21 protein-coding genes and 1 pseudogene are annotated in these 24,133 nt (G+C 67.4%); 13 read left to right on the top strand and 9 right to left on the bottom strand.

Features of this window, described 5'->3' with window-relative positions; translation table 11 throughout:
* Window positions 1-4: 4 nt before the first annotated feature.
* Window positions 5-1,216 carry a CaiB/BaiF CoA transferase family protein gene (locus G6N31_RS12315; protein ID WP_098004938.1) on the bottom strand — a complete coding sequence of 404 codons (1,212 nt, stop codon included), beginning with the start codon at window positions 1,214-1,216 and terminating at the stop codon, window positions 5-7.
* A gap of 137 nt (window positions 1,217-1,353) precedes the next feature.
* On the opposite strand from G6N31_RS12315, the gene G6N31_RS12310 reads away from it, so the two are divergent.
* A complete protein-coding gene (locus tag G6N31_RS12310; RefSeq protein WP_098004895.1) occupies window positions 1,354-2,904 on the top strand; it encodes an aldehyde dehydrogenase family protein in 1,551 nt (516 codons plus the stop codon).
* A 59-nt stretch (window positions 2,905-2,963) separates the two neighbouring features.
* On the opposite strand, the gene G6N31_RS12305 is transcribed toward G6N31_RS12310, so the two are convergent.
* Both G6N31_RS12305 and G6N31_RS12300 read right to left on the bottom strand, forming a co-directional pair.
* Entirely contained in the window at window positions 2,964-4,169 is a 1,206-nt protein-coding gene (locus G6N31_RS12305) for a cytochrome P450 (protein WP_098004894.1), read from the bottom strand.
* A gap of 51 nt (window positions 4,170-4,220) precedes the next feature.
* On the bottom strand, window positions 4,221-5,012 hold the full coding sequence (locus G6N31_RS12300; protein ID WP_098004893.1) for an MBL fold metallo-hydrolase: 792 nt from the start codon (window positions 5,010-5,012) through the stop codon (window positions 4,221-4,223).
* Between the two features lie 84 nt (window positions 5,013-5,096).
* Here G6N31_RS12300 and G6N31_RS12295 point away from each other — a divergent pair, with 84 nt between their 5' ends.
* Genes G6N31_RS12295 through G6N31_RS12285 form a run of 3 tightly spaced genes read left to right on the top strand, consistent with a single transcriptional unit; the run spans window position 5,097 to window position 7,704 of the window.
* The gene (locus tag G6N31_RS12295; protein ID WP_098004892.1) at window positions 5,097-5,888 is read left to right on the top strand and encodes an SDR family oxidoreductase; all 792 of its coding nucleotides are present in this window, start codon (window positions 5,097-5,099) and stop codon (window positions 5,886-5,888) included.
* Window positions 5,885-6,259, top strand: coding sequence for a DUF2834 domain-containing protein (locus G6N31_RS12290; RefSeq protein ID WP_234815421.1), 375 nt, complete (start codon window positions 5,885-5,887; stop codon window positions 6,257-6,259). The genes G6N31_RS12295 and G6N31_RS12290 overlap by 4 nt, the downstream gene beginning before the upstream one ends.
* 14 nt (window positions 6,260-6,273) lie before the next feature.
* The gene (locus tag G6N31_RS12285) at window positions 6,274-7,704 is read left to right on the top strand and encodes a coniferyl aldehyde dehydrogenase (RefSeq protein WP_098004936.1); all 1,431 of its coding nucleotides are present in this window, start codon (window positions 6,274-6,276) and stop codon (window positions 7,702-7,704) included.
* A 1-nt stretch (window position 7,705) separates the two neighbouring features.
* On the opposite strand, the gene G6N31_RS12280 is transcribed toward G6N31_RS12285, so the two are convergent.
* From G6N31_RS12280 to G6N31_RS12270, 3 genes are all read right to left on the bottom strand, one after another.
* Window positions 7,706-9,358, bottom strand: coding sequence for a medium-chain acyl-CoA ligase Mig (locus G6N31_RS12280; protein ID WP_098004891.1), 1,653 nt, complete (start codon window positions 9,356-9,358; stop codon window positions 7,706-7,708).
* An 88-nt stretch (window positions 9,359-9,446) separates the two neighbouring features.
* Complete coding sequence (locus tag G6N31_RS12275; RefSeq protein WP_098004890.1) at window positions 9,447-10,451, bottom strand: aromatic ring-hydroxylating oxygenase subunit alpha; 1,005 nt, start codon at window positions 10,449-10,451, stop codon at window positions 9,447-9,449.
* Window positions 10,448-11,413 carry a TIGR03619 family F420-dependent LLM class oxidoreductase gene (locus tag G6N31_RS12270; RefSeq protein WP_098004889.1) on the bottom strand — a complete coding sequence of 322 codons (966 nt, stop codon included), beginning with the start codon at window positions 11,411-11,413 and terminating at the stop codon, window positions 10,448-10,450. The genes G6N31_RS12275 and G6N31_RS12270 overlap by 4 nt, the downstream gene beginning before the upstream one ends.
* A 127-nt stretch (window positions 11,414-11,540) precedes the next feature.
* Here G6N31_RS12270 and G6N31_RS12265 point away from each other — a divergent pair, with 127 nt between their 5' ends.
* Both G6N31_RS12265 and G6N31_RS12260 read left to right on the top strand, forming a co-directional pair.
* Window positions 11,541-13,190: a flavin-containing monooxygenase gene (locus G6N31_RS12265; protein WP_098004888.1), complete on the top strand. Its 1,650-nt coding sequence runs from the start codon at window positions 11,541-11,543 to the stop codon at window positions 13,188-13,190.
* A complete protein-coding gene (locus tag G6N31_RS12260; RefSeq protein WP_098004887.1) occupies window positions 13,187-14,314 on the top strand; it encodes an alpha/beta hydrolase family protein in 1,128 nt (375 codons plus the stop codon). The genes G6N31_RS12265 and G6N31_RS12260 overlap by 4 nt, the downstream gene beginning before the upstream one ends.
* Here the strand turns inward: G6N31_RS12260 and G6N31_RS12255 are convergent.
* On the bottom strand, window positions 14,280-14,900 hold the full coding sequence (locus G6N31_RS12255) for a TetR/AcrR family transcriptional regulator (protein ID WP_098004886.1): 621 nt from the start codon (window positions 14,898-14,900) through the stop codon (window positions 14,280-14,282). The genes G6N31_RS12260 and G6N31_RS12255 overlap by 35 nt on opposite strands.
* 69 nt (window positions 14,901-14,969) lie before the next feature.
* Here G6N31_RS12255 and G6N31_RS12250 point away from each other — a divergent pair, with 69 nt between their 5' ends.
* The 3 genes from G6N31_RS12250 to G6N31_RS12240 are packed head-to-tail and all read left to right on the top strand — an operon-like array spanning window position 14,970 to window position 17,466.
* Complete coding sequence (locus tag G6N31_RS12250; protein WP_098004885.1) at window positions 14,970-16,052, top strand: phosphotransferase; 1,083 nt, start codon at window positions 14,970-14,972, stop codon at window positions 16,050-16,052.
* On the top strand, window positions 16,049-16,423 hold the full coding sequence (locus G6N31_RS12245) for a nuclear transport factor 2 family protein (protein ID WP_098004884.1): 375 nt from the start codon (window positions 16,049-16,051) through the stop codon (window positions 16,421-16,423). Before G6N31_RS12250 ends, G6N31_RS12245 begins: the two co-directional genes overlap by 4 nt.
* Window positions 16,420-17,466 carry a TIGR03857 family LLM class F420-dependent oxidoreductase gene (locus G6N31_RS12240; RefSeq protein ID WP_098004935.1) on the top strand — a complete coding sequence of 349 codons (1,047 nt, stop codon included), beginning with the start codon at window positions 16,420-16,422 and terminating at the stop codon, window positions 17,464-17,466. The genes G6N31_RS12245 and G6N31_RS12240 overlap by 4 nt, the downstream gene beginning before the upstream one ends.
* Window positions 17,467-17,521: 55 nt before the next feature.
* On the opposite strand, the gene G6N31_RS12235 is transcribed toward G6N31_RS12240, so the two are convergent.
* The gene (locus tag G6N31_RS12235) at window positions 17,522-19,018 is read right to left on the bottom strand and encodes an acyl-CoA carboxylase subunit beta (protein WP_098004883.1); all 1,497 of its coding nucleotides are present in this window, start codon (window positions 19,016-19,018) and stop codon (window positions 17,522-17,524) included.
* A 79-nt stretch (window positions 19,019-19,097) separates the two neighbouring features.
* On the opposite strand from G6N31_RS12235, the gene G6N31_RS12230 reads away from it, so the two are divergent.
* The 4 genes and pseudogenes from G6N31_RS12230 to G6N31_RS27730 all read left to right on the top strand — a co-directional run bounded on the left by G6N31_RS12230 (window position 19,098) and on the right by G6N31_RS27730 (window position 22,631).
* Window positions 19,098-20,129: an LLM class F420-dependent oxidoreductase gene (locus tag G6N31_RS12230; protein ID WP_179964298.1), complete on the top strand. Its 1,032-nt coding sequence runs from the start codon at window positions 19,098-19,100 to the stop codon at window positions 20,127-20,129.
* Between the two features lie 13 nt (window positions 20,130-20,142).
* The gene (locus G6N31_RS12225) at window positions 20,143-21,381 is read left to right on the top strand and encodes a cytochrome P450 (protein ID WP_098004882.1); all 1,239 of its coding nucleotides are present in this window, start codon (window positions 20,143-20,145) and stop codon (window positions 21,379-21,381) included.
* Window positions 21,382-21,426: 45 nt separating this feature from the next.
* A pseudogene (locus tag G6N31_RS12220) lies at window positions 21,427-22,233 on the top strand (IS4-like element ISMfl1 family transposase); the annotation flags it as partial.
* The gene (locus G6N31_RS27730; protein WP_342355828.1) at window positions 22,140-22,631 is read left to right on the top strand and encodes a transposase; all 492 of its coding nucleotides are present in this window, start codon (window positions 22,140-22,142) and stop codon (window positions 22,629-22,631) included. The pseudogene G6N31_RS12220 and the gene G6N31_RS27730, both read left to right, overlap by 94 nt.
* Window positions 22,632-22,843: 212 nt before the next feature.
* On the opposite strand, the gene G6N31_RS12215 is transcribed toward G6N31_RS27730, so the two are convergent.
* Window positions 22,844-24,130: an amidohydrolase family protein gene (locus G6N31_RS12215; protein ID WP_163722147.1), complete on the bottom strand. Its 1,287-nt coding sequence runs from the start codon at window positions 24,128-24,130 to the stop codon at window positions 22,844-22,846.
* Between the last annotated feature and the right edge of the window lie 3 nt (window positions 24,131-24,133).

Raw genomic sequence — 24,133 nt, 5'->3', positions numbered from 1 at the left:
GACCTCAGGCGATGGCGCCGCTGTCCTTGAGCGCCTCGATGCGGTCCCAGTCCATCCCGAGCTCCATCAGCACGATCTCGGTGTGCTCGGACGCCTGCGGCGCACGCGACGTCTCCAGCGGTTCGTGGTTGAACTGCACCGGACCGCGCACCACTTTGAACGGCTTGCCGCCGTCGGCGGCCTCCACCTCGACGACCATGTCGTTGGCCAGTGCCTGCTCATCGGTGCCCAGGTCGATCAGACTCTGGAACGGCGCCCACTGGCCCTTCATCGTCTTCAGATGCTGGCGCCAGTACTCGAACGGCTTGCTGCGAATCGACTCGGCGATCAGCCGGGCCGCCTCCTCGGAGTTCTGGATCAACGGCATGACGTCGTTGAACCGCGGATCGTCCGCGAGCTCCGGCAAGCCGAGGTGCTCGAAGGCGTCCCGGATGTAACCGGTCGGGCTCACGATGCACAGGTTGATGGTGCCGCCGTCGGCGGTCAGGTAATTCGCCATGAACGGATTGACCGCGCTGACCGAATCCGGCATCAGCGAGCGCATCGTCTCGCCGGTTTCCATGCCCTGGGTGACGCTGGCCCCGGCTGCCCACCACGCGGTCGAGAGCAACGACACGTCGATCTCGACGGCCTCACCGGTGCGCTCGCGGTGGAAGAGGGCCGCCGAGATACCGCCGGCGATGTTCATGCCGCCGATCGAGTCGCCGAACGCCGGAATGCCCTGCGAGAGTGCGCCACCGATCTCCTCCGGCGTCAACGCGTGCCCGACACCACTGCGAGTCCAGAACGCGGTGCCGTCGAAGCCGCCGGTGTCTCGTTCGGGTCCCTTGTCGCCGTAGGCGCTGCCGCGGGCGTAGATGATGTTCGGGTTCGCCGCGCGGATGTGCTCGACGTCGAACTTGTTCTTCTGCCGCTGAGCCGGCATGTAGTTGGTGAGGAACACGTCGGCGGTCCGGGCGAGTTCGTAGAGCACTTCCTGCCCCTCCGGGGTGGACACGTCGATTCCCACGCTGCGCTTGCCCCGGTTCGGATGCTCGATCAACGGGTGACGATCCGGGTCGAGTTGAAAGCCGCCCATGTTGATGAAGCCACGCTGGGTGTCACCCCGCACCGGATGTTCCACCTTGATCACGTCGGCGCCCCAGTCGGCCAGGACGGCGCCGGCAGCCGGGACGAACGTGAACTGTGCAACCTCGAGGACGCGGACGCCCTCCATCACCTTGATCAAACCCGTGGCCTTCCTGACGACGTTGTCGAACGGTAGACGGGAGTCTAACCCAGCCTCGATACTGTAACCTTTACCGTTGCGCGTCCGAGATGCGGTCGCGCTGCCCCGCGACCAAAAGGTGCCCGATGAGCGACGCCGTCACCGAGACCGGCCCGACCAGCGAAACCAGTATCGACATCGGTCGCCGCGCCGGTGCGCGGGCCGAACGGCGGATGCTCATCGCCGGTGCACTCGTCGACGCTGCCTCGGGTGCGGAATTCGACAACGTCAGCCCGGCGACCGGGGAGGTGCTGGGTACCGCGGCCGCGGCCGGGGCTGTCGACATGGAGCGGGCCATCGATGCTGCCCGGTCGGCCTTCGACACGACGGACTGGTCGACGAACCCCACACTGCGGCGCCGCTGCCTCGAGCAGCTTCAGGCGGCGCTGGAATCCGAAAAGGAGCTGCTGCGCGAGGAACTGGTCGCTGAGACCGGATGCCCGGTGATGACCACACAGTCCGCACAACTCGACTGGCCGCTGGCCGAGTCGTTGCGCTATCCGGCTCGGTTGATCGACAGCTTCGAGTGGGAGCGCCTCCTCGACGGAGGTGGCCTGTTCGGCGAACGCAACATCCGCGTGGTGGTCAAGGAGCCGGTCGGCGTCGTCGCGGCGATCACGCCGTCGAACTTCCCGATCGAGGTCATCCTCAACAAACTGGGCCCGGCGCTGGCGACCGGCAACACCGTGATCCTCAAACCCGACCCCCACACGCCGTGGAACGCCACCCGGCTGGGCCGCCTCATCGCCGAGCGCACCGACATCCCGCCCGGTGTGGTCAACGTCGTCACCACGCCGTCGAACGACGTGGCCGGTCAGCTCGGCACCGACCCCCGCGTGGACCTGGTGTCGTTCACCGGCTCCACCACCGTCGGCAAGCTGCTGATGCGTCAGGGCGCGGACACGATGAAGCGGATGTTCCTCGAGTTGGGCGGCAAGTCGGCGGCGATCGTGCTCGACGACGCCAATCCCGCAGTGATCGTGCCGACCGCGATCGGGGTGTGTGTGCACGCCGGGCAGGCATGCGCGGCGACCAGCCGGATGCTGGTGCACCGCTCGCTCTATGAGCAGGCCGTCGCCGATATCACCCTGGCGTATCAGCATGTGCCGGTGGGTGATCCGGTCGACCCCGCAACTCTGGTGGGACCGGTGGTCAGCGCCGCGCAGAAAGACCGGGTGCTCCGCGCGCTCGACGGCGCCCTTCGCGACGGGGCGGAGATCACCGTCGGCGGAGGGTCGGTCGACGGGTTGCCGGAGCACCTGATGCACGGCCACTTCGTGGCGCCCACCGTGGTGACCGGAGTGCCCAGCAGTGCCGCCATCGCGCAGCAGGAGATCTTCGGGCCCGTGCTGGTGGTGCTGCCGTTCGACGATGACGACGAGGCCGTGCGGATCGCCAACGACAGCGCGTTCGGGCTGGCCGGCGCGGTGATGTCGCGCTCGGAGGAGCGGGGCATGCAGATCGCCCGCCGCGTGCGCACCGGTGCGTTCGGCGTCAACGGCGGCATGTTCTACGGCGCCGATGCCCCCTTCGGCGGTTATAAGAGCAGCGGTGTCGGACGGCAGTGCGGCATCGAGGGTTTCGGACAGTATCTCGAGACCAAGACGATCGCACGCCGGGAGCGCCGGCGCAGTTGAGCCCTGTCCGTGAAAGTGAGGCCAAGGCTGCGATCTGGCGGAAAACGCAGCCGGGAACACTATTCCGCGGGGCGGAAGGTGACTGGCAGAACGGTGGGGGACCGGAACGGCTGGCCGTGGATGTGCGGATCGCCGTCGGTGGCCAGCGTGATGTCGGTCAGTCGGGTCAGCAGGCATTCGACGGCCACCCGAGTCTCCATCCGCGCGAGGTGCAGGCCCATGCAGGTGTGCTCACCGGCGGCGAACGAGATGTGCGGCGTCCTAGGGCGGAAGATGTCGAACTCTTCGGGTCGATCCCATCGCTTCTCGTCGCGGTTGGCCGATCCGATGCACACGTCGATGACCGATCCGGCGGGGATCGGCATCCCGTCGAGTTCGGTGTCGTCGGTCGCGAAGCGCTGGACGGTCGTCAGCGGTGTCTCGTAGCGCAGCCCCTCTTCGATCGCTGCGCCGATGAGGCTGTGGTCGGCGTTGACCGCGTCGAACTGGTCGCGGTGGGTCAGCAACAGGTACAACAGGTTTCCCGATGACCGGTAGGTGGTCTCCAGGCCGGCCGGCAACAGCAGCCGCAAGAACGAGTAGATCGCCTCGTCGGTGAGCTTCTCACCGTCGATCTCCGCGGCCACCAGATCGCCGATGATGTCGTCGGTCGGGGTGCGGCGGCGCTGCTCGATCTGGGCCAGGAAGTAGTCCTTCAGCGCCGCCGACGCCTCGAAGGCCCGTTGGTACTTGACCGTGTAGCTGATCAGTTCCTCGGCGCGCCGGCGGAACCACGGCAGGTCGTCTTCGGGCAGTCCGAGCAGCCGGGAGATGACGCGGGTCGGGAACTCGAAGGTGAAGTCGTGCACCAGGTCTGCTCGGCCCGCATCGATGAACTCGTCGATGAGTCCATCGACCACCGGCCGGACGATCTCGGGCTCCCACCGCGCCAGCGACCGCGTCTTGAAGGCCGCCGAGACGAGATTGCGGTGCGCCCAGTGCGGTTTGCCTTCCATGGCCAGAATGGTCGGCCCGATGAACAGACCGATGGTCGAGTCATAGATCTGGGAGTTGAAGATCCTGCTGTCGCGGAAAACCCGGTTGACCGCGTCGAAGGACACCGCGGCATAGAGGTTTTCGGGTTTGAGTGACGCCGGTGTCTTGGACCAGTCCATGACCGACCCGCGGAACACCCCGCCTTCGGCGCGTCGACGGGCGAACATCGGGTAGGGGTCGCGCAGGTCGATGGGTAGCTCGACTGCGACATCCGGCACCGGAGTCTCCATATAATTACTGTAACGCTTACAGTAGGGCGTGTACAGGAGTTGCGCGGCGACTCAGCGCGTGGCGGCGGCGCGCAATTGGGTCGCCGCATCTCCGATCGCGGGTCCGGCGTGGCCGGGCCACGCCGCGGCGGGGTCAAGCTCGGCCAGTTTGAGGATCGACTCCCGGGCGAGTGCCGTGTCGACGTTGTACGCGCAATGCGGCGGCCGGGGTTCGCAGCGGCGTCCGGTTTCGGTGTCGAGGGTGAAGAAGCAGTCGCTGACCAACGCCGTCCGGTCCGACGCGCGCCAGAGTCCGATCAGGCCCGGGGTGTGGCCGGGCAGGTGGAGCACTTCGAAGTCGGCAATCCGATCGCCGTCGGACAGTGTTTCCGAGATCTGCACCGGCCCTCCGTCCAGCATCCATTTCAGCGGAGTGCTCAACACGCGGGTACGTCGGCGCACCAGGGCGAGGTTCACGTTGTGCGCGCCACCGTCACCTTCTGCATCGGCCCGTTCATCGCGATGGCACAGCACGGGCACTCCGAGCGCCGGCGCCGCACCGCGGTGGTCGAAGTGCGCATGTCCCAGCACAATTCGCGTCAGGCCGCCCAGGCTGTGCGCGGCAGCGGCGATCCGGCGCGCCATCGGCTTGACTCCGGCGTCGAATGCCAGGACACCGGACCCGTCGCGGACCAGGTACACGTTCATGGTGTTCGGGGCGAAGCCACCGCGGACCAGCCAGACGCCGTCGGCGATGCGCTGCGGAGCCCGGGAGCCGAGACGCGGATGCTTTCCGATCCCACCTGCCGAGCACTCGATGAAATCACCCTCCCCAGCCGTGCAGCCGCCCGCCCGTGCATCCATACTGCACTCAAAACTGTAATACTTACAGTAGTTCGCAATACACTGGTTGTGCCCGCACACGGGCAGCGCTGGGAGGAGTCGGCAGTGGGTTCAGGCGTGCGTCGGATCGTCGTGGTCGGTGCGGGATCGGGTATCGGAGCGGCAACGGCGCGGTGGTTCTCCGGGCGCGGCGATCACGTGTTGGCCGTCGACGCTCGACCTCGCACCGAGAGCGTGGCCGCCGAGTGGCTGGTGTGCGACCTGCGCGACGCCGACCAGGTCGCGCAGACCCTCGCGACCATCGGCGACGGATGGGATGTGTTGGCACATGTGGCCGGCATTCCGGGCACGGCCGAGGCCGCCGACGTGTTGTCGGTCAATTATCTCGGCGCCCGAAGGATGCTCGACGGCATGTTGTCCCGGATGAACCGGGGCGGCGCCATGGTCGCCGTGGCCTCGACCGCGGCTCTCGGCTGGGAGAGCAACCTCGAGTTGCTCTCCACCCTGCTTGCGGTCGAGGACGACGCCGCGCTGAGTCACTGGCTCACCACCCAGGATCCGGCGATGGCCTATTACCTGTCCAAACAGGCGCTGGTGCTCTACGCCAAGCGACTGAGCGGCATCGCATGGCGAGAGTACGGCGTGCGAGTCAACACCGTCAGTCCCGGCCCGACCGAGACGCCGATCCTCGGCGAGTTCGAGCGGTCGATGGGTAAAGAAATGCTCGACGGCGTGCGCGCGACCATCGGGCGCCACGGCACGGTCGACGACATGGCGCCCGCCATCGGTTTCCTCGCCTCACCGGAGGCGCGCTGGATCAACGGCCAGGACATCCAGGTCGACGGCGGCTTCAACGCCACGCTGATGTATCCCATGCCGGCCAAGGCCGGCGCGTGAGCGCCGCGACTGCTGCGCTGACCCGCGCGGACAAGATCCTCTGCGCGGTCTACGGCGTGACCGCGCTCGTCGCGCTGGTCGCGACGTGGTGGCACAACGTCGCGTTCATCCTCAGCGGTCAGGGCCGCAGCATCACGGACTTCATCGCGGCGGCCTACGCGAACCACGCGGCCGCATCACTGACCAACGACGTGGTCCTGGTGGCCGTCGCCGCGGCCGTGTTCATGGTCGTCGAGGCGCGCCGGCTCGGAATCGCGCATGTATGGGCCTATCTCGTGATGAGCGTATTCATCGCCATCAGCGTGGCGTTTCCGGTGTTCCTGATCGTCCGCCAGGTCGTGCTCGCCCGTGGCCGACCTAGTGGGAGTTGACGGTGGCTGATCCGATGACTGCGCTCTTGGAGCGCCAGCGCGCATCGTTCCTCGCCGACGGGCTTCCCGACCTGGCGTTGCGACGCAACAGGATCGACCGATTGTTGGCGCTGGTTCTGGACCACGCCGACGAGTTCGTCGAGGCCATGTCCGCCGATTACGGCACCCGGCCGCGGGACGGTTCCCTGTTCACCGAGATCCTCGGCATGATCTCGGTGATCGAGCACACAAGGACCCACGTCAAGAAGTGGATGCGGCCAACCACGGTGCTGCCGTCGGGGCGGTTGTTAGCGGTGAAGGGCGAAGTGCAGCCGACCCCGAAGGGGGTCGTCGGCATCATCGGTCCGTGGAACTTTCCGCTCAACCTCGTTGTGCTGCCCGCATCCGCGGCGTTCGCGGCGGGCAACCGCGTCATGATCAAGATGTCGGACGTGACGCCGCGCACCGCGGCGCTGATGGCGGCGCTGGCGCCGGAGTACTTCGACCCGGCCGAACTGGCCATCGTCACCGGCGATGTCGACGTGGCTGCCGCCTTCTCGGCCCTGCCGTTCGACCACCTGTTCTTCACCGGCTCGCCGTCGGTCGGTGCGCTGGTGGCGCAGGCCGCTGCGGAGAACCTGGTGCCGGTGACACTGGAGCTGGGCGGCAAGAACCCCGTCGTCGTCGGCCCTGCTGCCGACATCGGTCGGGCCGCGTCCCGAATTGCGCAGGGCCGCATGATCAACGGGGGACAGGTGTGCGTGTGCCCGGACTACGTCTTCGTCCCCGCCGAACACCTGGAGAAGTTCTGCGCCGTCGTCCGCGACACCTGGCGCGCGATGTTCGGCTCGATCGTCGACAACCCCGACTACTGCTCGGTGGTCAACCGGGCCAACTTCGATCGGGTCACGGGGTTGATCGAGGATGCACGTGACAAAGGGGCGTGCGTGGAGGCGGTGATCCCGCCCCGGGAGCACCTGCCCGATCCGGCCACCCGGAAGATCGCCCCGACGCTGGTGCGCGGCGTCGACGAGACCATGCGGTTGGCCACCGAGGAGACGTTCGGTCCGGTGCTCACCGTGCGTCCGTACCGGAACCTGCGCGAGGTCGTCGACTACGTCAACGCGCGTCCGTCCCCGTTGGTCGCGTACTGGTTCGGTCCCGACGACGAGGATTTCCGCGGGTTCGTGCGTCGCACCCGCACCGGGGGTGTGGCGCGCAACGACTTCGGCGCGCAAATGATCCCGTCGGCCGCCCCGTTCGGCGGGGTGGGACGGAGCGGGATGGGCGCCTACCACGGCAAGGCCGGGTTCGACGCCTTCACCCACCACCGGTCGGTGGTGGGCAGCGATCTGCCGTTCACGGTCACCGGCCGCGCCGCCCCGCCGTTCTCGCGGGCGACGCGGTGGATGACCGCACTGGCGCTGCGCAGCGCCCGCAACCGCACGCGCCGCCGGCTGACGTGAATCAGCCGCCGCTGATCGCCTGTTCGCGCGCCCACCGGTAGTCGGCCTTGCCGGCCGGACTGCGCTCGATGACCGGCCGGAACACCACCGCCTTGGGCAGCTTGTAGCGTGCGATGACCTGGCTCGCGTGCTCGATCAATTCCTCGGCGGAGATCTGTGCGCCGTCGGCCAGCGCGACCACGGCCACCACCTCCTGCCCCCAACGCTCGCTCGGGCGGCCCGCGACGACCACGTCGGCGACTGCCGGATGGGAGGCCACCGCCGATTCCACCTCCTCGGCGAAGATCTTCTCGCCGCCGGAGTTGATGGTCACCGAGTCGCGGCCGAGCAGTTCGATCGATCCGTCGGCGAGATGGCGGGCCCGGTCGCCGGGCACGGAGTACCGCACGCCGTCGATCACCGGGAACGTCGCCGCGGTCTTGGTCGCGTCACCCTTGTAGCCCAGGGGCACGTAGCCGCGTTGTGCCAGCCAGCCGATGCCGTCGTGCCCGGGGGACAGCATCGCGCTGAGATCCTCTGCGGCGACGTAGGTGTCGGGTCCGGCATTGAACTTCCCCGTCGACACCGCCCCCGGCGCCGACATGTGCGTCATCTGGGCCCCGGTTTCCGAGGAGCCCACGCCGTCGACGACCATCAGGTTCTCTTTGGCGTCGATCAGCCGCTGTTTGGCCGTCGGAGTGAGTTGTGCGCCGCCGTTGGCGACGACGGCCAGCGAGGACAGGTCGGCGCTGGTGCGCTCGAACGCCTCTGCCAGCGGTCGCGCCATCGCATCCCCGACGACCGTGACAGCGAGGGGTTTCTCGCGCTCGATGGTCGCGATGACGTCGTCGACGTCGAGGTGGCTGGTGACCGCCGAGAACACCACGGTCTGGCCGGTGTTCATCGCGGTGAACACGGCCCACTGTGCAGCACCGTGCATCAGTGGCGGCAGGATCAGCAGGGAGGTTCCCGGGGACTCGGCGCAGCGCTGGGCGATCTCGTCGTAGGTCGACACCAGTTCGCCGGTGTAGAGGCTGCGCCCGCCGAACGAGGCCATGAAGATGTCGTGCGCACGCCACAACACGCCCTTGGGCATGCCGGTGGTTCCGCCGGTGTACAGCACGTACAGATCATCGGGCGACGGCGTGACCGGCGGCGGATCGGCCGGTCCCTGAGCCACGATCGAGTCGTAATCCACGGCGCCGGGCAACAATTCGTTGCCGGAGTCGTCGGCGATCTGGATCAGCACCCGCAGCTGCGGGAGGTCCGGCAACACCTCGGCCAGCCGGGGCGCGAACGCGGAGTGATACAGCAACACGGTGGCACCCGAGTCGGCCAGCAGGTACTGCAGCTCGCTCTTGACGTAGCGGTAGTTGACGTTGAACGGCGCGACGCGGGCCCGCCACGCGCCCAGCATGCCCTCGACGTACTCGGGCCCGTTGTGGGCGTAGATGCCCAGCAGGTCCTGCCCGACCTCGTGGCCGCCCAGCTGCGAGCGTTCGGTGTGGCAGCCCAGCCCCTGGTCGTGGAGGAAGCGTGCCAACCGGTTGGACCGCTCGACGACCTGGGCATAGGTCAGGCGGCGATCCCCCTGGACGATGAACTCGCGGTCGCCGATGACCGCCGCGATGGCGTCCGCGGCCGCAGGAACGGTGAACTGGGTCGTCTCAGACATACGGCCTCTCAGCGCTGGGGCGGAACAATCATTGAGGACTCTATCCTTCGAGTGTGCGGGCCGTCACTGCCGCTGGCCCATGCCGTCCTCACGCGGTGCCGGCGGGCGGTACCTCGTAGAACTGCTGAGCCCACCTGCGCATCGCCATGTAGGGCTTGGCGTCGACCTTCGCCAGCGGCGGATTCTCCACGTACTTCTGGTAACGCCAGATGTCGCAGTCCTCCCACACGGTCTTCAGGAACTGCTTCTCGACCTTGGCGCGCACCTCGGCCGGCGGGACGTCCGACGTCTCGCCCGGCACTTTGGGCCACCAGATCGAATAGAACATGTCCGAGACCTCGTCGTCGACCGGGGTGCAGGCGAAGATCAGCCGGTGGTTCGAGGAGCCCTCGAACGCGCTCATCGCGAAGCCGAGGCCGGAGAAATGGCTGTGGATGCGCAGTGCCATCGTGTCGGGGTCCTCGCTGCGGGCGTCGGGCCACCCGGTCAGGAAGCGCCACTCCTGGTCCACGTGCTCCCAGTGCAGACACACCGGGGTCACGGTGGCGCCGTGCACGTACCGGAAGTGCGAACTGTCCGGGCCGTTCTCGGCCACGATCTGCGGGTGCACCGGGATCGCGTCGGCGCGGCTGGAGAACTCCGGATAGGGCCGGTAATAGGCGTTGGCGTCGGTCTCGAACTGGGGGAACTTGTGAAAGATGTCGGGGAGCTCCCACTGCGGTTCCTTACCGTGCGGTTGGTACCACATGAAGATGCAGCCGTACTGCTCCTTGACCGGGTAGGAGCGCAGTCGCAGGCCGCGGTTGGGGCGGTCCGGCTGGTACGGGATGTAGGTGTTGGCCCCGTCGGGACCCCAGCGCCAGCCGTGGAACGGGCATTCCACGCAGTCGCCGACCACCTTGCCGCCATGTCCGATGTGGGCGCCGAGATGCTTGCAGTGTGCTTCGAGCACATGCAGTTCGCCGGACTCGTCGCGGTAGGCGGTCAGATCCTCGCCGAAGTACTTCAGCGCCTTGACATCGCCGACCTCGAACTCGGCCGACCACCCGATCATGAACCAGCCGGTGACCTTCCATGTGAACGGAACTTTCACGACATCTCCTTCGAAAGGGCCGGGGGCGCCGGCGAGGTGGCGGCCAGCGTGCGGCGGCGGATCACGGCCGAACCGAACGCGTCGATGAACTCCCGCGCGGCCCGCGGAGACCGGCCGTCGGCGCGGATCAGTGCCCAGGTCGCGCCGGCGGCGGCGAGTGCTTCGAGTGTCTCGAGCGTGCGGGCCGTCCCGGCGGCGTCGCCGACGTCGACCGCCGGGCAGATCACCTGCACATCCAGCGTGCGCGGATCGCGGCCGGCAGCGGCCATCCGGTCCCGCAGCCGCGTCACCGACCGGGAGAAGGCGTCGACGTCGGGAATCGCCGTCGTGCGCATCGTGGCGGCCAGCACCTCGGGAGCGATGATCGGCATCCACCCGGTGCCGTACTCGACCACGCGGCGCTGCGCTGCTGCGCCGTTGCCGCCGATCCAGATCGGGGGATGGGGCCGCTGTGCCGGCCGCTGCAGCCAGACCGGTCCCACCGTGGCGAACCCGCGGCCGCGCACCGGGGTGTCGGGATCCACCCAGATGCTCCACAGGGCCGCCAGTGCCTCGTCGAACAACGCTGCGCGGTCGGAGAATTCGACACCGAGCGCGGCGAACTCCGAGCGCAGGTAACCGGCGCCCAGCCCGGCGATGAGCCGGCCCCCGGACAGTCGGTCCAGCGTGGTCAGCGCCTTGGCGGCGAGGTAGGGGTTGCGGTACGGCAGCACGAACAGGTTGGTCATCAGGCTGATCCGTGTGGTCACGGCCGCCATGAAGCTCAGCGCCGCGACCGGGTCGAGGGTGTCGTGCCCTCCGTGGGCGCGCCACTTCATCGACGGGGCGGGGTGGTCGCTCAACGCCACCGCGTCGAAACCGGCCGCTTCGGCGGCGGTCACCACATCGGCGATCACCCCCGGACGGCCGAAGTCGGCGCTGGCGGCCGGCAGGTCGCCGGGATACTCCAAGGTGTATCGCATTGCCTCCGCCTCCGGCGTCGCAGTGGCTCGATCGCCGAATCCGTCCCATGCTCGGCGCCACTACTGTAATAGTTACAGTATCAATCGCAAAGCGACGCCGGCCACGAGCGGGCAAGGAAGAGTGACAGTGCCGCCGACGACTGCCGAACCGACCGGTCCCGACCAGTGCGACCCTTTCGACGTCATCGTCGTAGGCGCCGGGTTCTCCGGGCTTTATGCGTTGCACCGGCTGCGGGACCTGGGTTGTCGGGTGCGGGTGCTGGAGAAAGCCGACAGCGTCGGCGGCACCTGGCTGGTCAATCGCTATCCCGGCGCCCGATGCGACATCGAGAGCATCGAGTACTCCTATTCCTTCTCCGACGACATTCAGCAGGAGTGGGTCTGGACCGAGACGATGCCGGCGCAGCCGGAGATCGAGGCCTACCTGAATTTCGTCGCCGACCGCCTCGACCTGCGCCGTGACATCACCTTCGGTGCGGAGGTGGTGTCGATGACCTTCGACGAGCCGGGCGCCACCTGGAGGCTCGCGCTGGCGTCGGGGGAGACGGTCGCCGCGCGCTACGTCGTCGCGGCCACCGGCATCCTGTCGACCCCGCTGGAACCGGCCATCCCCGGCATGGACGACTTCACCGGAACCTCGCTGCACAGCAGCCGCTGGCCCCGCGACGGCGTCGACCTCGCAGGTCGGCGCGTCGGGGTCATCGGGACCGGCTCCACCGGCGTGCAGCTGATCCCGGTGGTGGCACGAGAAGCCGCCACCCTCACCGTGTTCCAGCGCTCACCGGCCTACACCCTGCCGTGGGAGGTCCGGGCTTTCGAGCCCGGCGAGCTTGACGACCTGAAAGCGCGCTACCCGGAGATCCGGGCCGCCCAGCGTGCGCACCCCGTCGGGGCAGCACGGCTCAGCGCGTTCTCAGTGATGCTGGAGATGCTCACCAAACCTCCGGTAAAGACGGCGACGCGAGAAGAGCAACTCCGCGCGGTCGACGAGGGTGGCGTGATGGGTGCGCTGAACTGGGGCGACGTGTTCTTCGACATCGAAGCCAACCGCATGGCCACCCGCCTCTACGGGGAGGCGGTGGCGCGCATCGTCAAGGATCCCGCGACTGCGCGGGCCCTGACCCCCAGCCATCCGTTCGGCTGCAAACGGCCCATCATCGATCAGGGATACTACGAGACCTTCAACCGCGACAACGTGACCCTCGTGGATCTGCGCGAGGATCCCATCGTTGCGGTGCGGCCCGACGGCATCGAGACGCAGCGCGGCCTGCATGAGCTCGACGTCATCGTCTATGCCACCGGATTCGACGCGATGACCGGCGCCTTGACGCGCATCGACGTGCGCGGCCGGGGCGGGAGGTCGTTGCGGGATTTCTGGTCCGACGAGGGGCCGCTGAGCTACCTGGGCCTGGCGGTGGCGGGCTTTCCCAATCTGTTCATCATCCAGGGGCCCGGCAGCCCCTCGGCGGCAACCAATTTCGTCGCCGCGTTGGAACAGCACGTGGAATGGATCGGTGATTGCGTCCGTTACCTGCGCGAGCACGGATTCCGCACCATCGAAGCGCAACCCGACGCGCAGCGCGAGTGGATCGAGCATGCCACCGCGCTGGTCGAGCCCACGGTGCTGGTGCATCCGTCGTGTCACTCCTGGTACAACGGCGCCAATGTGCCGGGCAAGAAGCGCATGTACATGGGCTACACCGCCGGCATCCCGGAGTACCGCCGCCGGTGCGACGAGATCGCCGCTGCCGGCTACACCGGGTTCACGCTGGCATGAAGGCGCCCGAGCGGGTCTGGCGGGTCACGGCCGATTTCGCCGGGGTGCTGCCTCGGGCGCACACCGCGCTCACCGCGTCCGGGGATTGGAACGCGTGGTCCCTGTCCGGCGCCCGCCAACTCGGTGAGGTGGTGCTCGACCAACTGGCGTTGACCGGCCTGACGCTGACCGCGCCGCCGCCGCGGCTCGAGCGCACCGCCGTGTCGTGCGCTCGGATCGTTGAGCAACTCGCCGGGGACAGCGTGGCCGAGGTGCACGCCGAACCGAACCCGTTGCGCGTCAGGTCACGTCGGCGCCGCCGGTTCGGTCGGCACAGCTACGAACAGGTCACGTTCGACCACGACCCCCTGCTGCCGGAGCCGTTGGCCGCCGAGGGCTTCGGCGGCCCGTCGACCGCCGTGCTGCACCTGTGCCGCGACGACGACCGGCCGCGGCCCTGGCTGGTGTGGGTGCATGGCGCCGGACAGGGCCAGCCCATCGACCTGCTGGTCTCGCGGGCCCGCCGACTCCAGGACGAGCTCGGCTTCAACATCGCGCTGCCGGTGCAGCCGGGCTGCGGCGTACGGCAGTCCCACTGGCCGCGCTATCCGGGCATGGATCCGGTGGCCAATGTCGCCGGGATGATGCGCGCGGTGTCGGAGGTGCGCGCCGTGGTGCGTTGGCTGCGACCGCAGGCCGAGGCCACCGTCGTCTCGGGGGTCTCCATGGGCAGCCCGGTGGCCGGGCTGGTGGCCCACCTCGAGCCGGTCGACGCCGTGGCGGTCTACACACCGATCGCCGGACTCAACGCGATGATCGCAGCCCATCTCGGGCGGTGGGGCCCGTCGGTGCGCGACACCGTCGGGGTTCTGCAATCCGGCGCCGCCGAGAAGATGATGACGGTGGTGGACTATCAGTCGGTCACGCCGAGCGCGCCGCCGGAGCGCCGGTTGGTCGTCGGCGCGTGGTATGACCAGATGGCGCATCGGGAGACCGCCCAGTCACTGCACGAGCGCTGGGGTGGCCGATTGCATTGGCACCGCGGAAGTCACGTCGGGCATCTGTTCGCGCCGGGGGTGCAGCGGGCCGGCGAGGAGCTGCTACGTGCGGTCAGTCGAAATGCCGCTGACCGTACGAGTCGATGATCCGGTCCCGGGCCGCCTGCAGTTCGGTCGGCAGGTGGTGGTCCTCGGCGACCACCACCCATTGGTACGCGATGCCGAACACCGCAGCGGTGATGTCACGCACCGCGGCGTCGACGTCGATGTCGGCGCGGACCGATCCGTCGACGATGCCGTTGCGCAGGCCGGCATCGACCTTGACCGCCCCGCTGCGTAACTGTGCGCGGACCCGGTCGCGCAGTGGTGAGGTGGTCTTGACCGCCTCGAAGGTCGCCACGAACATCGCTTTGAGCAGTGCGGGATCAGTGCCGTAGATCTCCTCGATGCGGTCGAAGTGGGCAAGCACCTGGGCCATCCCGTCACTGCCGGGGTCGGGGTCGGGGTTGAGCCGCTTGACGTACTCGCCGAGGAACTCCTCGAGGATCGCGTCCTTGCTGCCGTACCGCGCATGGACCATCGCCCTGCTGTACCCGGCGCGCCGCCCGATCTCGGCGGCCGTCGTTGCCTCCCAGCCTTTTTCGACGATCAGATCCGCGGCGGCCCGCAGCATGCGCCGGTTCGACGTCTCGACGCGCTGGGACTGGCGCAGGCCGCGCACGGGCGAAGGCACGCTTGCATGTTAAACCGTCGGCAACTAACTTAGTTGTTCAGCGTCAAATTATCCTGGGGAGGTCGATCGGTGACCATCGGGCACGCCGAGGTCCCCTCGGGGATCGGGGAGGTCACCGCCGAATGGCTCACCGCGGCCCTCCGGTCTGACAGCGGTCTGTCGAACGCGTTGCAGGTCAACGAGGTTCGGGCACAGCGTATCGCCGCGGACTCCGGCTTCTCGTCGCTGTTGTACCGCTTGAGCCTGGACGGAAGCCCTGAGGTACCGGCCACGCTGATCGCAAAACTGCCGGCCGACTCGGACGCGCGCGGCGCGATGGATCTGCTGGGCGGGTACCGGCGCGAAGTCGCCTTCTACCGTGAGGTGGCCACCCAGGCGCCGATGGACACCCCTGCGGTCTTCAGCGCCCGGATGGCCGCTGAGTCGGCAGACTTCGTCCTGTTGCTCGAAGATCTGCAAACGTGGGAGAACGCCGATCATCTGGCCGGTTTGTCGCTCGATCGGGCCCGGGTGGCCATCGCGCAACTGGCAGGTCTGCACGCGTGGTCGGTGCAGCCGGCCAATGTGACGTCGTTGCAGAGCTTTCCGAGCTTGGACGCACCGGTGGTCCGTGATCTGCTGCTACCGGCATTCGGTCCCGGGTGGCAGGTGTACCGCGAGCACACCACGGCCGCGATCCCGCGCCCCGTCGCGCGCTTCGCCGAACGTTTCGCCGAATGCGCCGGGGAGGCGCTGTCGGTGCTCGCCGAGCACACGATGCTGCTGCACGGCGACATCCGGGCCGACAACATGTTCTTCGACGGTGACCGGCTCAAGGTCGTCGACTTCCAGTTCGCCGCGACGGGCTGCGGCATCGCCGACATCGCGTATCTGGTCAGCCAGGGCCTGCGCACCGAGGTCCGCCGCGGGCACGACGAAGCGCTGGTCCACGAGTATCTGCAACAACTCGCGGCACGCGGCGTGACGGAGTATCCGTTCGACGACGCCTGGCGACGTTACCGTTACGCCGTCGTCTACTTCATGGTGCTGCCCGTCATCACCCTGCTCGGCTGGGATGCGCTGCCGGTGCGGTCACGGGCGTTGTGCCTCGAGCTGACCGACCGGGCGGTCGCGGCGATCACCGACGTCGGCGCGCTGGAGGTCTTCGCATGAGCCGATCCGCGCGCGAGGTGGTCGAACTGTACAACCTCGTGGTGTGGAACCGGCGCGACTTCTCCTTGGCGGCGGAATTGATGGGCGACAGCGTCATTCGCCACGATGTGGGGGAGTCGACGACGCTGACCCACCAGCAGGCCGTCGCGCGCATCGTCGATCACTGGGCGATGTTCGAGACCATTCGCTTCGACCTGAACCTGGTCGTGGCCGGTGACGACGGCGAGCACGTCGCGATCGTCTACCAATCCCCGATGACGCTCAAGGACGGCAGCGAAATGACCATCAGCAGCATGGAGATCTTCCGCGTGGTCGAGGGCAGGATCACCGAAGTGTGGAATTGCGGCTACAAGCAAGGAGTTTGGGCGTGACAGAGAAAACCCTCGACGAATTGGGCTTCTACCTGCTGGCCGGCGCCGGCGGTGAGGGCCCCGCCACGCTGATGGACGAAGCCCGCCGCGGCGAAGAGCTCGGCTTCGGAACCGGGTTCATCTCCGAGCGCTGGAACGTCAAGGAGGCGTCGTCGCTGACCGGCGCCGCGCTGGCGGTGACCAGCAGGATGCAGATCGCGACCGCGGCCACCAACCACAACACCCGCCATCCGCTGATCACGGGGTCGTGGGCCACCACCATGCACCGACTGTCCGGGGGGCGTTTCACGCTGGGCATCGGACGCGGTATCGGGGCGATCTACAACGCCTTCGGAATCCCGAGCGTGACCACCGCGCAGATGGAGGATTTTGCGCAGGTGATGCGCAAGCTCTGGCACGGCGAGCTGATCTTCAACCACGACGGACCGCTCGGCAAGTACCAGGTGCTGTTCCTCGACCCGGACTTCCGGGAGGACATCCGGCTGGCCATCGTCGCGTTCGGACCCCAGACCCTGGCGCTGGGCGGGCGGGAGTTCGACGACGTCATCCTGCACACCTACTTCACCCCGGACACGCTGCAGCGCGCGGTCCGCACCGTCAAGGAGGCCGCCGAACAGGCGGGCCGGGACCCGGCCCGCGTGCGCGTCTGGTCCTGCTTCGCGACCGTCGGCGACCACTTGCCCGAGGAAGTCCGGCTGAAGAAGACCGTGGCCCGGCTGGCGACCTATCTGCAGGGCTACGGCGACTTGCTGGTCCGGACCAATGGCTGGGATCCCGCCGTGCTGCAACGCTTCCGGGACGACGCGGTGGTGCAGTCGGTCGGTGGCGGGATCGACCACAAGGCCACGACGGAGCAGATCGAGCACATCGCCACGCTGATTCCCGACGAATGGCTCGAGCCGGCGGCCACCGGTTCTCCGCAGCAGTGCGCCGACCGGGTGCGCAAGGAATTCGATTACGGCGCCGACGCGGTGATCATGCACGGCGCCACTCCCGACGAACTCGCGCCGGTCGTCGCCGCCTACCGCGCCTCGTCGTCGTGATTTCGGCGTGATTGTCGTCGCCCAGCGTCGATAAACACGCCGAAATCGCGGAGGATCAGGGGGTGATGACGGTGCGGGTCACCGGTTGGGCCGCGGCCTGGCGGCTGGAGAGCCCCCGCTCGAGCGCGTCGAGCAGCACGTCGCGGGTCTCCTCGGGGTGGATCAAATCGTCGAAGCCGAGATGGCCCGCCGACCGGAACGACGCGTCGACCTCGGCCTGCCGCAGCTTGGCCTCGATGTCCTCGGTGGCGTGCGAGGCGCGGCTCAGCGCCGCCGCGCTCATCGCCCCCATCGTCGCCCCGGGGTAGGCGAACGTGGCGCTCTGGTTGTCGAAGCCCAGCAACGACATCACCATCGAGCCGAAGCCGTACGCCTTGCGCAGTGTCACATGCAGTTTCAGCGTGGTGGCGGCGGTCTGGGCGGCGAACATCCGGGCACCGCTGCGCAACACGCCCGTCTTCTCCGAGCGGCTGCCCGGCAGCATGCCCGGGTTGTCGGCCAGGAACACGATCGGCAGATGGAACGCGTCGGCGACCATGATGAAATGTGCGGCCTTGTCCGCGGCATCGGCGTCGATGGACCCGGCGAGCACCTTGGGCTGATTGGCCACCACGGCGACCGGATGCCCGCCGAGATGGGCGAGCGCGGTGATCATCGCGGGACCGAACTTCGGCTGCACCTCGAACCAGTCGCTGTCGTCGAAGACGACGTCGAGGACGGCGCGCATGTCGTAGACCTGGCGATTGCCGCGCGGCACGATGTCCAGCAGTTCCGGGGTCGTCCGTCGTGCCGTGGCCTCGCCGGCCGGCAGCGACGCCGGATACGACCACGCGCTGGACGGAAAATAGGACAGGTAGCGGCGGATGTCGTCGAGCACTGCCGCGTCGTCCTGGCCGAGGTTGTGGATCACCCCACTGGCCAGCGCCACCGCCGGCCCGCCCAGGTCCTCTTTGGTGATCTCCTCGCCGGTCGACTCCTTGACCACCGGGGGCCCCGCGGTGAAGATCGCGCCCTGGCCGGTCATGATCGTCCAGTCACACACCGGCGCGACCAACGCACCGTGTCCGGCTGACGGCCCGAACAGTCCGCTGACCGTGGGCACCTTGCCCGAGCACTGAGCCTGGGCCAGCAGGTCGGTGGGAGTGCGCCCGTAGTGTTCGCCGCTGGGCCGGAAACCCGCGCCCTCCAGCAGCATCACCATCGGAACCCGGTCGCGCAGCGCGAGTTCGGCCAGCCGGTACCGCTTGGCGTTGCCGCCGGGACCGATACTGCCGGCCAGGGTGGTGAAGTCCTCCGCTCCGACGAGCACCGGCCGGCCGTCGATGCGTCCGGAGCCCGTGACGATGCCGTCGGCGGCGATGTCGCCGCCGACCAATGTGCCGAACTCCCGGAACGAACCCGCGTCGAGCAGGTGGTCGATGCGGCCGCGCGCGTCGAGCTTGCCTTTGCCGTGGTGTTTGGCCAGCCGCTCGTCGCCGCCCATGGCCCGGGAACGGGCACGGCGGCGCGCGAGTTCGTCGAGTGTGTCCTGCCAATCCTCGGCACTGGCCATGCCCAGACTCCTGTTCTCCGGCGGCGCGCGACGTTGCGGCGTTGACCCTACTGAATTGCTTACTGTAGCTTCGTTCAGCATGGGTGCTGAAGGCGGCCTGAAGGTGGACGCCGCCGTCGTCAGTCAGTTGTCCCAGGTTCCGGTTGCAGCCAGAGCGCTGGAACGTCGCGGGTACGACGGGTGCTGGACGGCCGAGATCAACCACGATCCGTTCCTGCCGCTGACGCTGGCCGCCGAACACACCCACAGCATCGAACTCGGCACCAGCATCGCCGTCGCGTTCGCGCGCAACCCGATGACCGTGGCCCAGATCGGTTGGGATCTGCAGGACTACTCGCACGGCCGGTTCATCCTCGGGCTGGGGTCGCAGATCAGGCCCCACATCGAGAAACGGTTCAGCATGCCGTGGAGTAAGCCGGTGGCCCGGATGCGGGAGTTCGTCGAGGCGCTGCGCGCGATCTGGGCATGCTGGAACGACGGCACCCGGCTGGACTTCGACGGCGAGTTCTACACCCACAAGCTGATGACGCCGATGTTCGTGCCCCCCGGGCAACCGCACGGTGACCCGCGCGTGTTCGTCGCCGCGGTCGGGGACCGGATGACCCAGATGTGTGGCGAGGTCGCCGACGGCCTGCTGGCGCACGCCTTCTCGACACAGCGCTACATGCGTGAGGTCACCATCCCGACCTTGATGCAGGGGGTGGAGCAGGCCGGACGGCGACGCGGTGACATCGAGGTGGCCAGCCCGCTGTTCGTGGTGACCGGTCACGACGAGCAGGGACTGGCCGATGCGGCGGCGGCCGCCCGCAAGCAGATCGCGTTCTATGCGTCGACGCCGGCCTATCGCAACGTGCTGGAACTGCACGGCTGGGGTGACCTGCAGACCGAGCTGCACCGGCTCTCCCTGACGGGCGACTGGGACACCATGGGCTCGCTGATCGATGACACCACCCTCGGGGAGTTCGCGGTCGTCGGGTTGGTCGACGACATCGCCGGCAGGATCCGCAGCCGGTGCGACGGTCTGATCGACCGGGTCCTGGTGGGTTTTCCGGCATCCATCGACGAGGCGACGGTTGTCGACCTGGTCACCGATTTGCGCACGGGCGCATGACGAAGGAGACACCATGAGCGTTCGAATAGCCGATGAGGCAGCCAGGGTCTTCGCTGACCCGACGGCCTACGCCGACGAATCGAGATTGCATGCGGCGCTGGCCCATCTGCGCGCCCACGCGCCGGTGTCCTGGGTGGACGTGCCCGGCTACAACCCGTTCTGGGCGATCACCAAGCACGCCGACATCATGGCCGTCGAGCGCGACAACACGGTCTTCACCAACTCACCGCGGCCGGTGCTGACCACCGCCGAGGGCGATGCCCAGCACGCGTCGATGGGCATCAGCACGCTGATCCACCTCGACGACCCTCAGCACCGCAAGGTGCGGGCGATCGGCGCGGACTGGTTCCGGCCCAAGGCGATGCGCGCGTTGAAGGTCCGGGTCGACGAACTGGCCAAGACCTTCGTCGACCAGATGGCCGAGCGCGGCGGGCAGTGCGACTTCGTCTCCGAGGTCGCCGTCAACTTCCCGCTGTTCGTGATCATGTCGCTGCTCGGGATTCCGGAATCGGACTTCCCCCGCATGCTGACCTACACCCAGGAGCTCTTCGGCAACGACGACGCCGAGTTCCAGCGTGGCGAGAGCATGGAGGAGCGCGGCCTGGCGCTGTTCGACATGTTCAACTACTTCAACGAGATCACCGCCGCGCGGCGCGCCCATCCCACCGAGGATCTCGCGTCGGCGATCGCCAACGCCCGCATCGACGGTGAACCGCTGTCCGACATCGACACCGTGTCGTACTACCTCATTGTCGCCACCGCCGGGCACGACACCACCAGCGCGACCATCTCCGGCGGGCTGCAGGCCCTGATCGAGAACCCTGACCAGCTGCGCAGGCTCCAGCAGCACCCCGACCTGATGCCGCTGGCGGTCGAGGAGATGATCCGCTGGGTCACACCGGTCAAGGAGTTCATGCGCACCGCCCAGCAGGACACCGAGGTCCGCGGCGTGAAAATCGCTGCCGGCGAATCGGTTCTGCTGTCCTACCCGTCGGGCAACCGGGACGAGGACATCTTCTCCGACCCGTTCAATTTCGACATCGGCCGAGATCCCAACAAGCACATCGCGTTCGGCTACGGAGTGCACTTCTGCCTCGGTGCGGCGCTGGCCCGCATGGAGATCAACAGCTTCTTCAGCGAGCTGCTGCCCCGCCTGGCATCGGTCGAACTGGCCGGCAGGCCCGAGCACACCGCCACCATCTTCGTCGGCGGACTCAAGCACCTGCCGATCCGCTACACGATGTCGGGTTAGGCCCAATACCGTTCAGTTAAGACTACATGGGTGTAGTTTGTTGGTATGCCTCGCGCGGGTTGGCGGAAGCCTGAATCGGATCGTCGGTTGTCGGATCTGGTGTCTGTGGGTGTCCTGACGAGGGTGTTCCCGCCGGCGATGGTTGATGAGGTGATCGAGGCGACGGGGCGTACTCAGGTGCGTCATCGTGCACTGCCGGCACGGGTGATGGCGTATTTCGCCATCGGCATGGGCCTGTACTCCGATGGCTCCTACGAGGATGTGTTATCCCAGCTCACGGATGGTTTAGCGTGGGCTTCCGGGTGGCGTGAGCAGTATCAGTTGCCGGGGAAGTCGGCCATTTTCCAGGCGCGGGAGCGATTGGGGTCCCAGCCGTTGGCTGCGTTGTTCGCGAGGGTCGCTCGTCCGTTGGGCGCGGCGGATACGCCGGGGACGTGGGTGGCCGGACGCAGGGTGGTCGCGATCGACGGGACGTGCCTGGATGTGGCGGATAGCCCGGTCAATGAGGAGTTCTTCGGGCGTCCGGGGGTGAACAAGGGTGAGAAGTCGGCGTTTCCGCAGGCGCGGTTGTTGGCGGTCGCCGAGTGCGGCACTCATGCGATCTTCGCGGCCACGATCGGCGCCTACCGCGACGCGGAGTCCACGATGGTCGAGCACGTGCTCGATGCACTGACACCGGAAATGCTCGTGCTGGCTGATCGTGGATTCTTCTCATACGCGTTGTGGCGTAACGCTTCCGATACCGGAGCCGATCTGCTGTGGCGCGTGAGCACCGGACGCAACGGCCCGACCCCCACTCACGTCGAGGATCTCGCCGACGGTTCGTGGCTGGCCCACCTGCGCGCGGCCAAGGACCGACACGGCGAGCCAATGCTGGCTCGCGTCATCGACTACACCGTCGACGACGGCCGCGACAACCCGTGGCCTACCGGTTGCTCACCACGCTGACCGACCCGGACACCGCACCCGCGGTCGAGTTGGCGGCCGCGTACGCCCAGCGCTGGGAGATCGAGAGCGTCTTCGACGAACTCAAGACCCACCAGCGTGGGTCGAAGGTGGTGCTGCGGTCGAAGTCGCCCGACCTCGTCCTGCAGGAGATCTGGGGATACCTGTGCTGCCACTACGCGATTCGCTCGTTGATGAGCCAAGCCGCACACCACAGCGGACACGACCCGGACCGACTCAGCTTCACCGCCGCGTTGCGCGTCGTGCGCCAATCCGTCGCCCATCAGGGCGCTTTTTCCCCCTAACCGGCGCCGATCCGCCGACCCTCACTGGCAGGCGTTCCTCCGTCGCCTCCTCGACCGCATCAACCCGGCACGCCGCACACGGTCAGCTCCCCGCGTGATCAAACGCAAAATGCCCAAGTGGCATGTCAAAAGATCAGCGCACCAACACTGGCCACAACCCGAACACCCACCCAGCGTCACCGTCATCAGCCACTAACTGAACGGTATTGGGGTTAGGCCCCCGAGTTGCCGCGGGCCGCGGCGTGCAACGCGTCGCCGCGGCTGCCCTTGTCGTGATGCGACAGGGCGCGGATGGAGACGTCGTGTCCTTCGGCGGCTTGGCGCAGGGCGCCGACGGTGGCTTGGTCTTTGGGGATGTGGGTGAACGGGTCCCAGTGATACCAGCGCATCGCGTTCTGGTAGGTCATCTTGTTGATCTCGGCGTCGGGGACGTTGTTGGCGGTGAGGACCTCGTCGAGTTGTTCGGGCGCCCCGGGCCACATCGAATCGCTGTGCGGGTAGTCGGCCTCCCAGCAGATGTTGTCGACCCCGATCTGATGGCGCGTGCTGACCCCGACCGGATCGGCGATGAAACAGGTCAGGAAATGCTCCCGGAACACCTCTGAAGGCAGCTTGCCGCCGAAATCCTGACCCGTCCACGTCGAATGCATCTCATAGGTGCGATCCACCCGCTCCAGGAAATACGGAATCCAACCCGTCCCGCCCTCGCTCAGCGCGATCTTCAGATCCGGGTACTCCTTGATCGGACGCGACCACAACAGATCCGCCGCGGCCTGCACGATGTTCATCGGCTGCAACGTGATCATCACATCCATCGGCGCATCCGGCGCGGTGATCGCCAACCGCCCCGACGACCCGATATGCACATTGAGCACCGTGTCGGTATCGACGAGCGCATCCCACATCGGCTTCCAATGCTCGAAATCATGGAAACTGGGATACCCCATCGCCGCCGGATTCTCGGTGAACGTCAACGAATGCACCCCACGGGCGGCATTACGCCGAATCTCGGCCGCACACGCCTGCGGATCCCAGATCACCGGCAACGTCATCGGAATGAACCGCCCCGGATAGGCCCCACACCACTCCTCGACATGCCAATCGTTGTAGGCCTGCACCAACGCCAGGCTGAACTCCTGATCCTCGGTGGCGAACAACCGCCCCGCGAACCCCGGAAACGACGGAAAACACATCGACCCCAAAATCCCGCCGGCGTTCATGTCCTTGACCCGCTCATCGACCTGCCAACACCCCGGCCGAATCTCATCCAACCCCTGCGGCTCCAGCCCGTACTCCTCCTTCGGCCGCCCCGCCACCGCATTGAGCGCCACATTCGGAATCACCACATCCCGAAACTGCCACGTATCCGAACCATCCTCGTTGTGCACCAACCGCGGCGCCTCATCCAGATACTTCCTCGGCAAATGATTGGCGAACATATCCGGCGGCTCAACGATGTGATCATCCACGCTGATCAAAATCATCTCGTCTTTATGCATGGC

The organism is Mycolicibacterium duvalii (assembly GCF_010726645.1).
In the GTDB taxonomy this organism is placed as follows: domain Bacteria; phylum Actinomycetota; class Actinomycetes; order Mycobacteriales; family Mycobacteriaceae; genus Mycobacterium; species Mycobacterium duvalii.
This window is presented reverse-complemented; position numbering and strand designations above follow the sequence as displayed.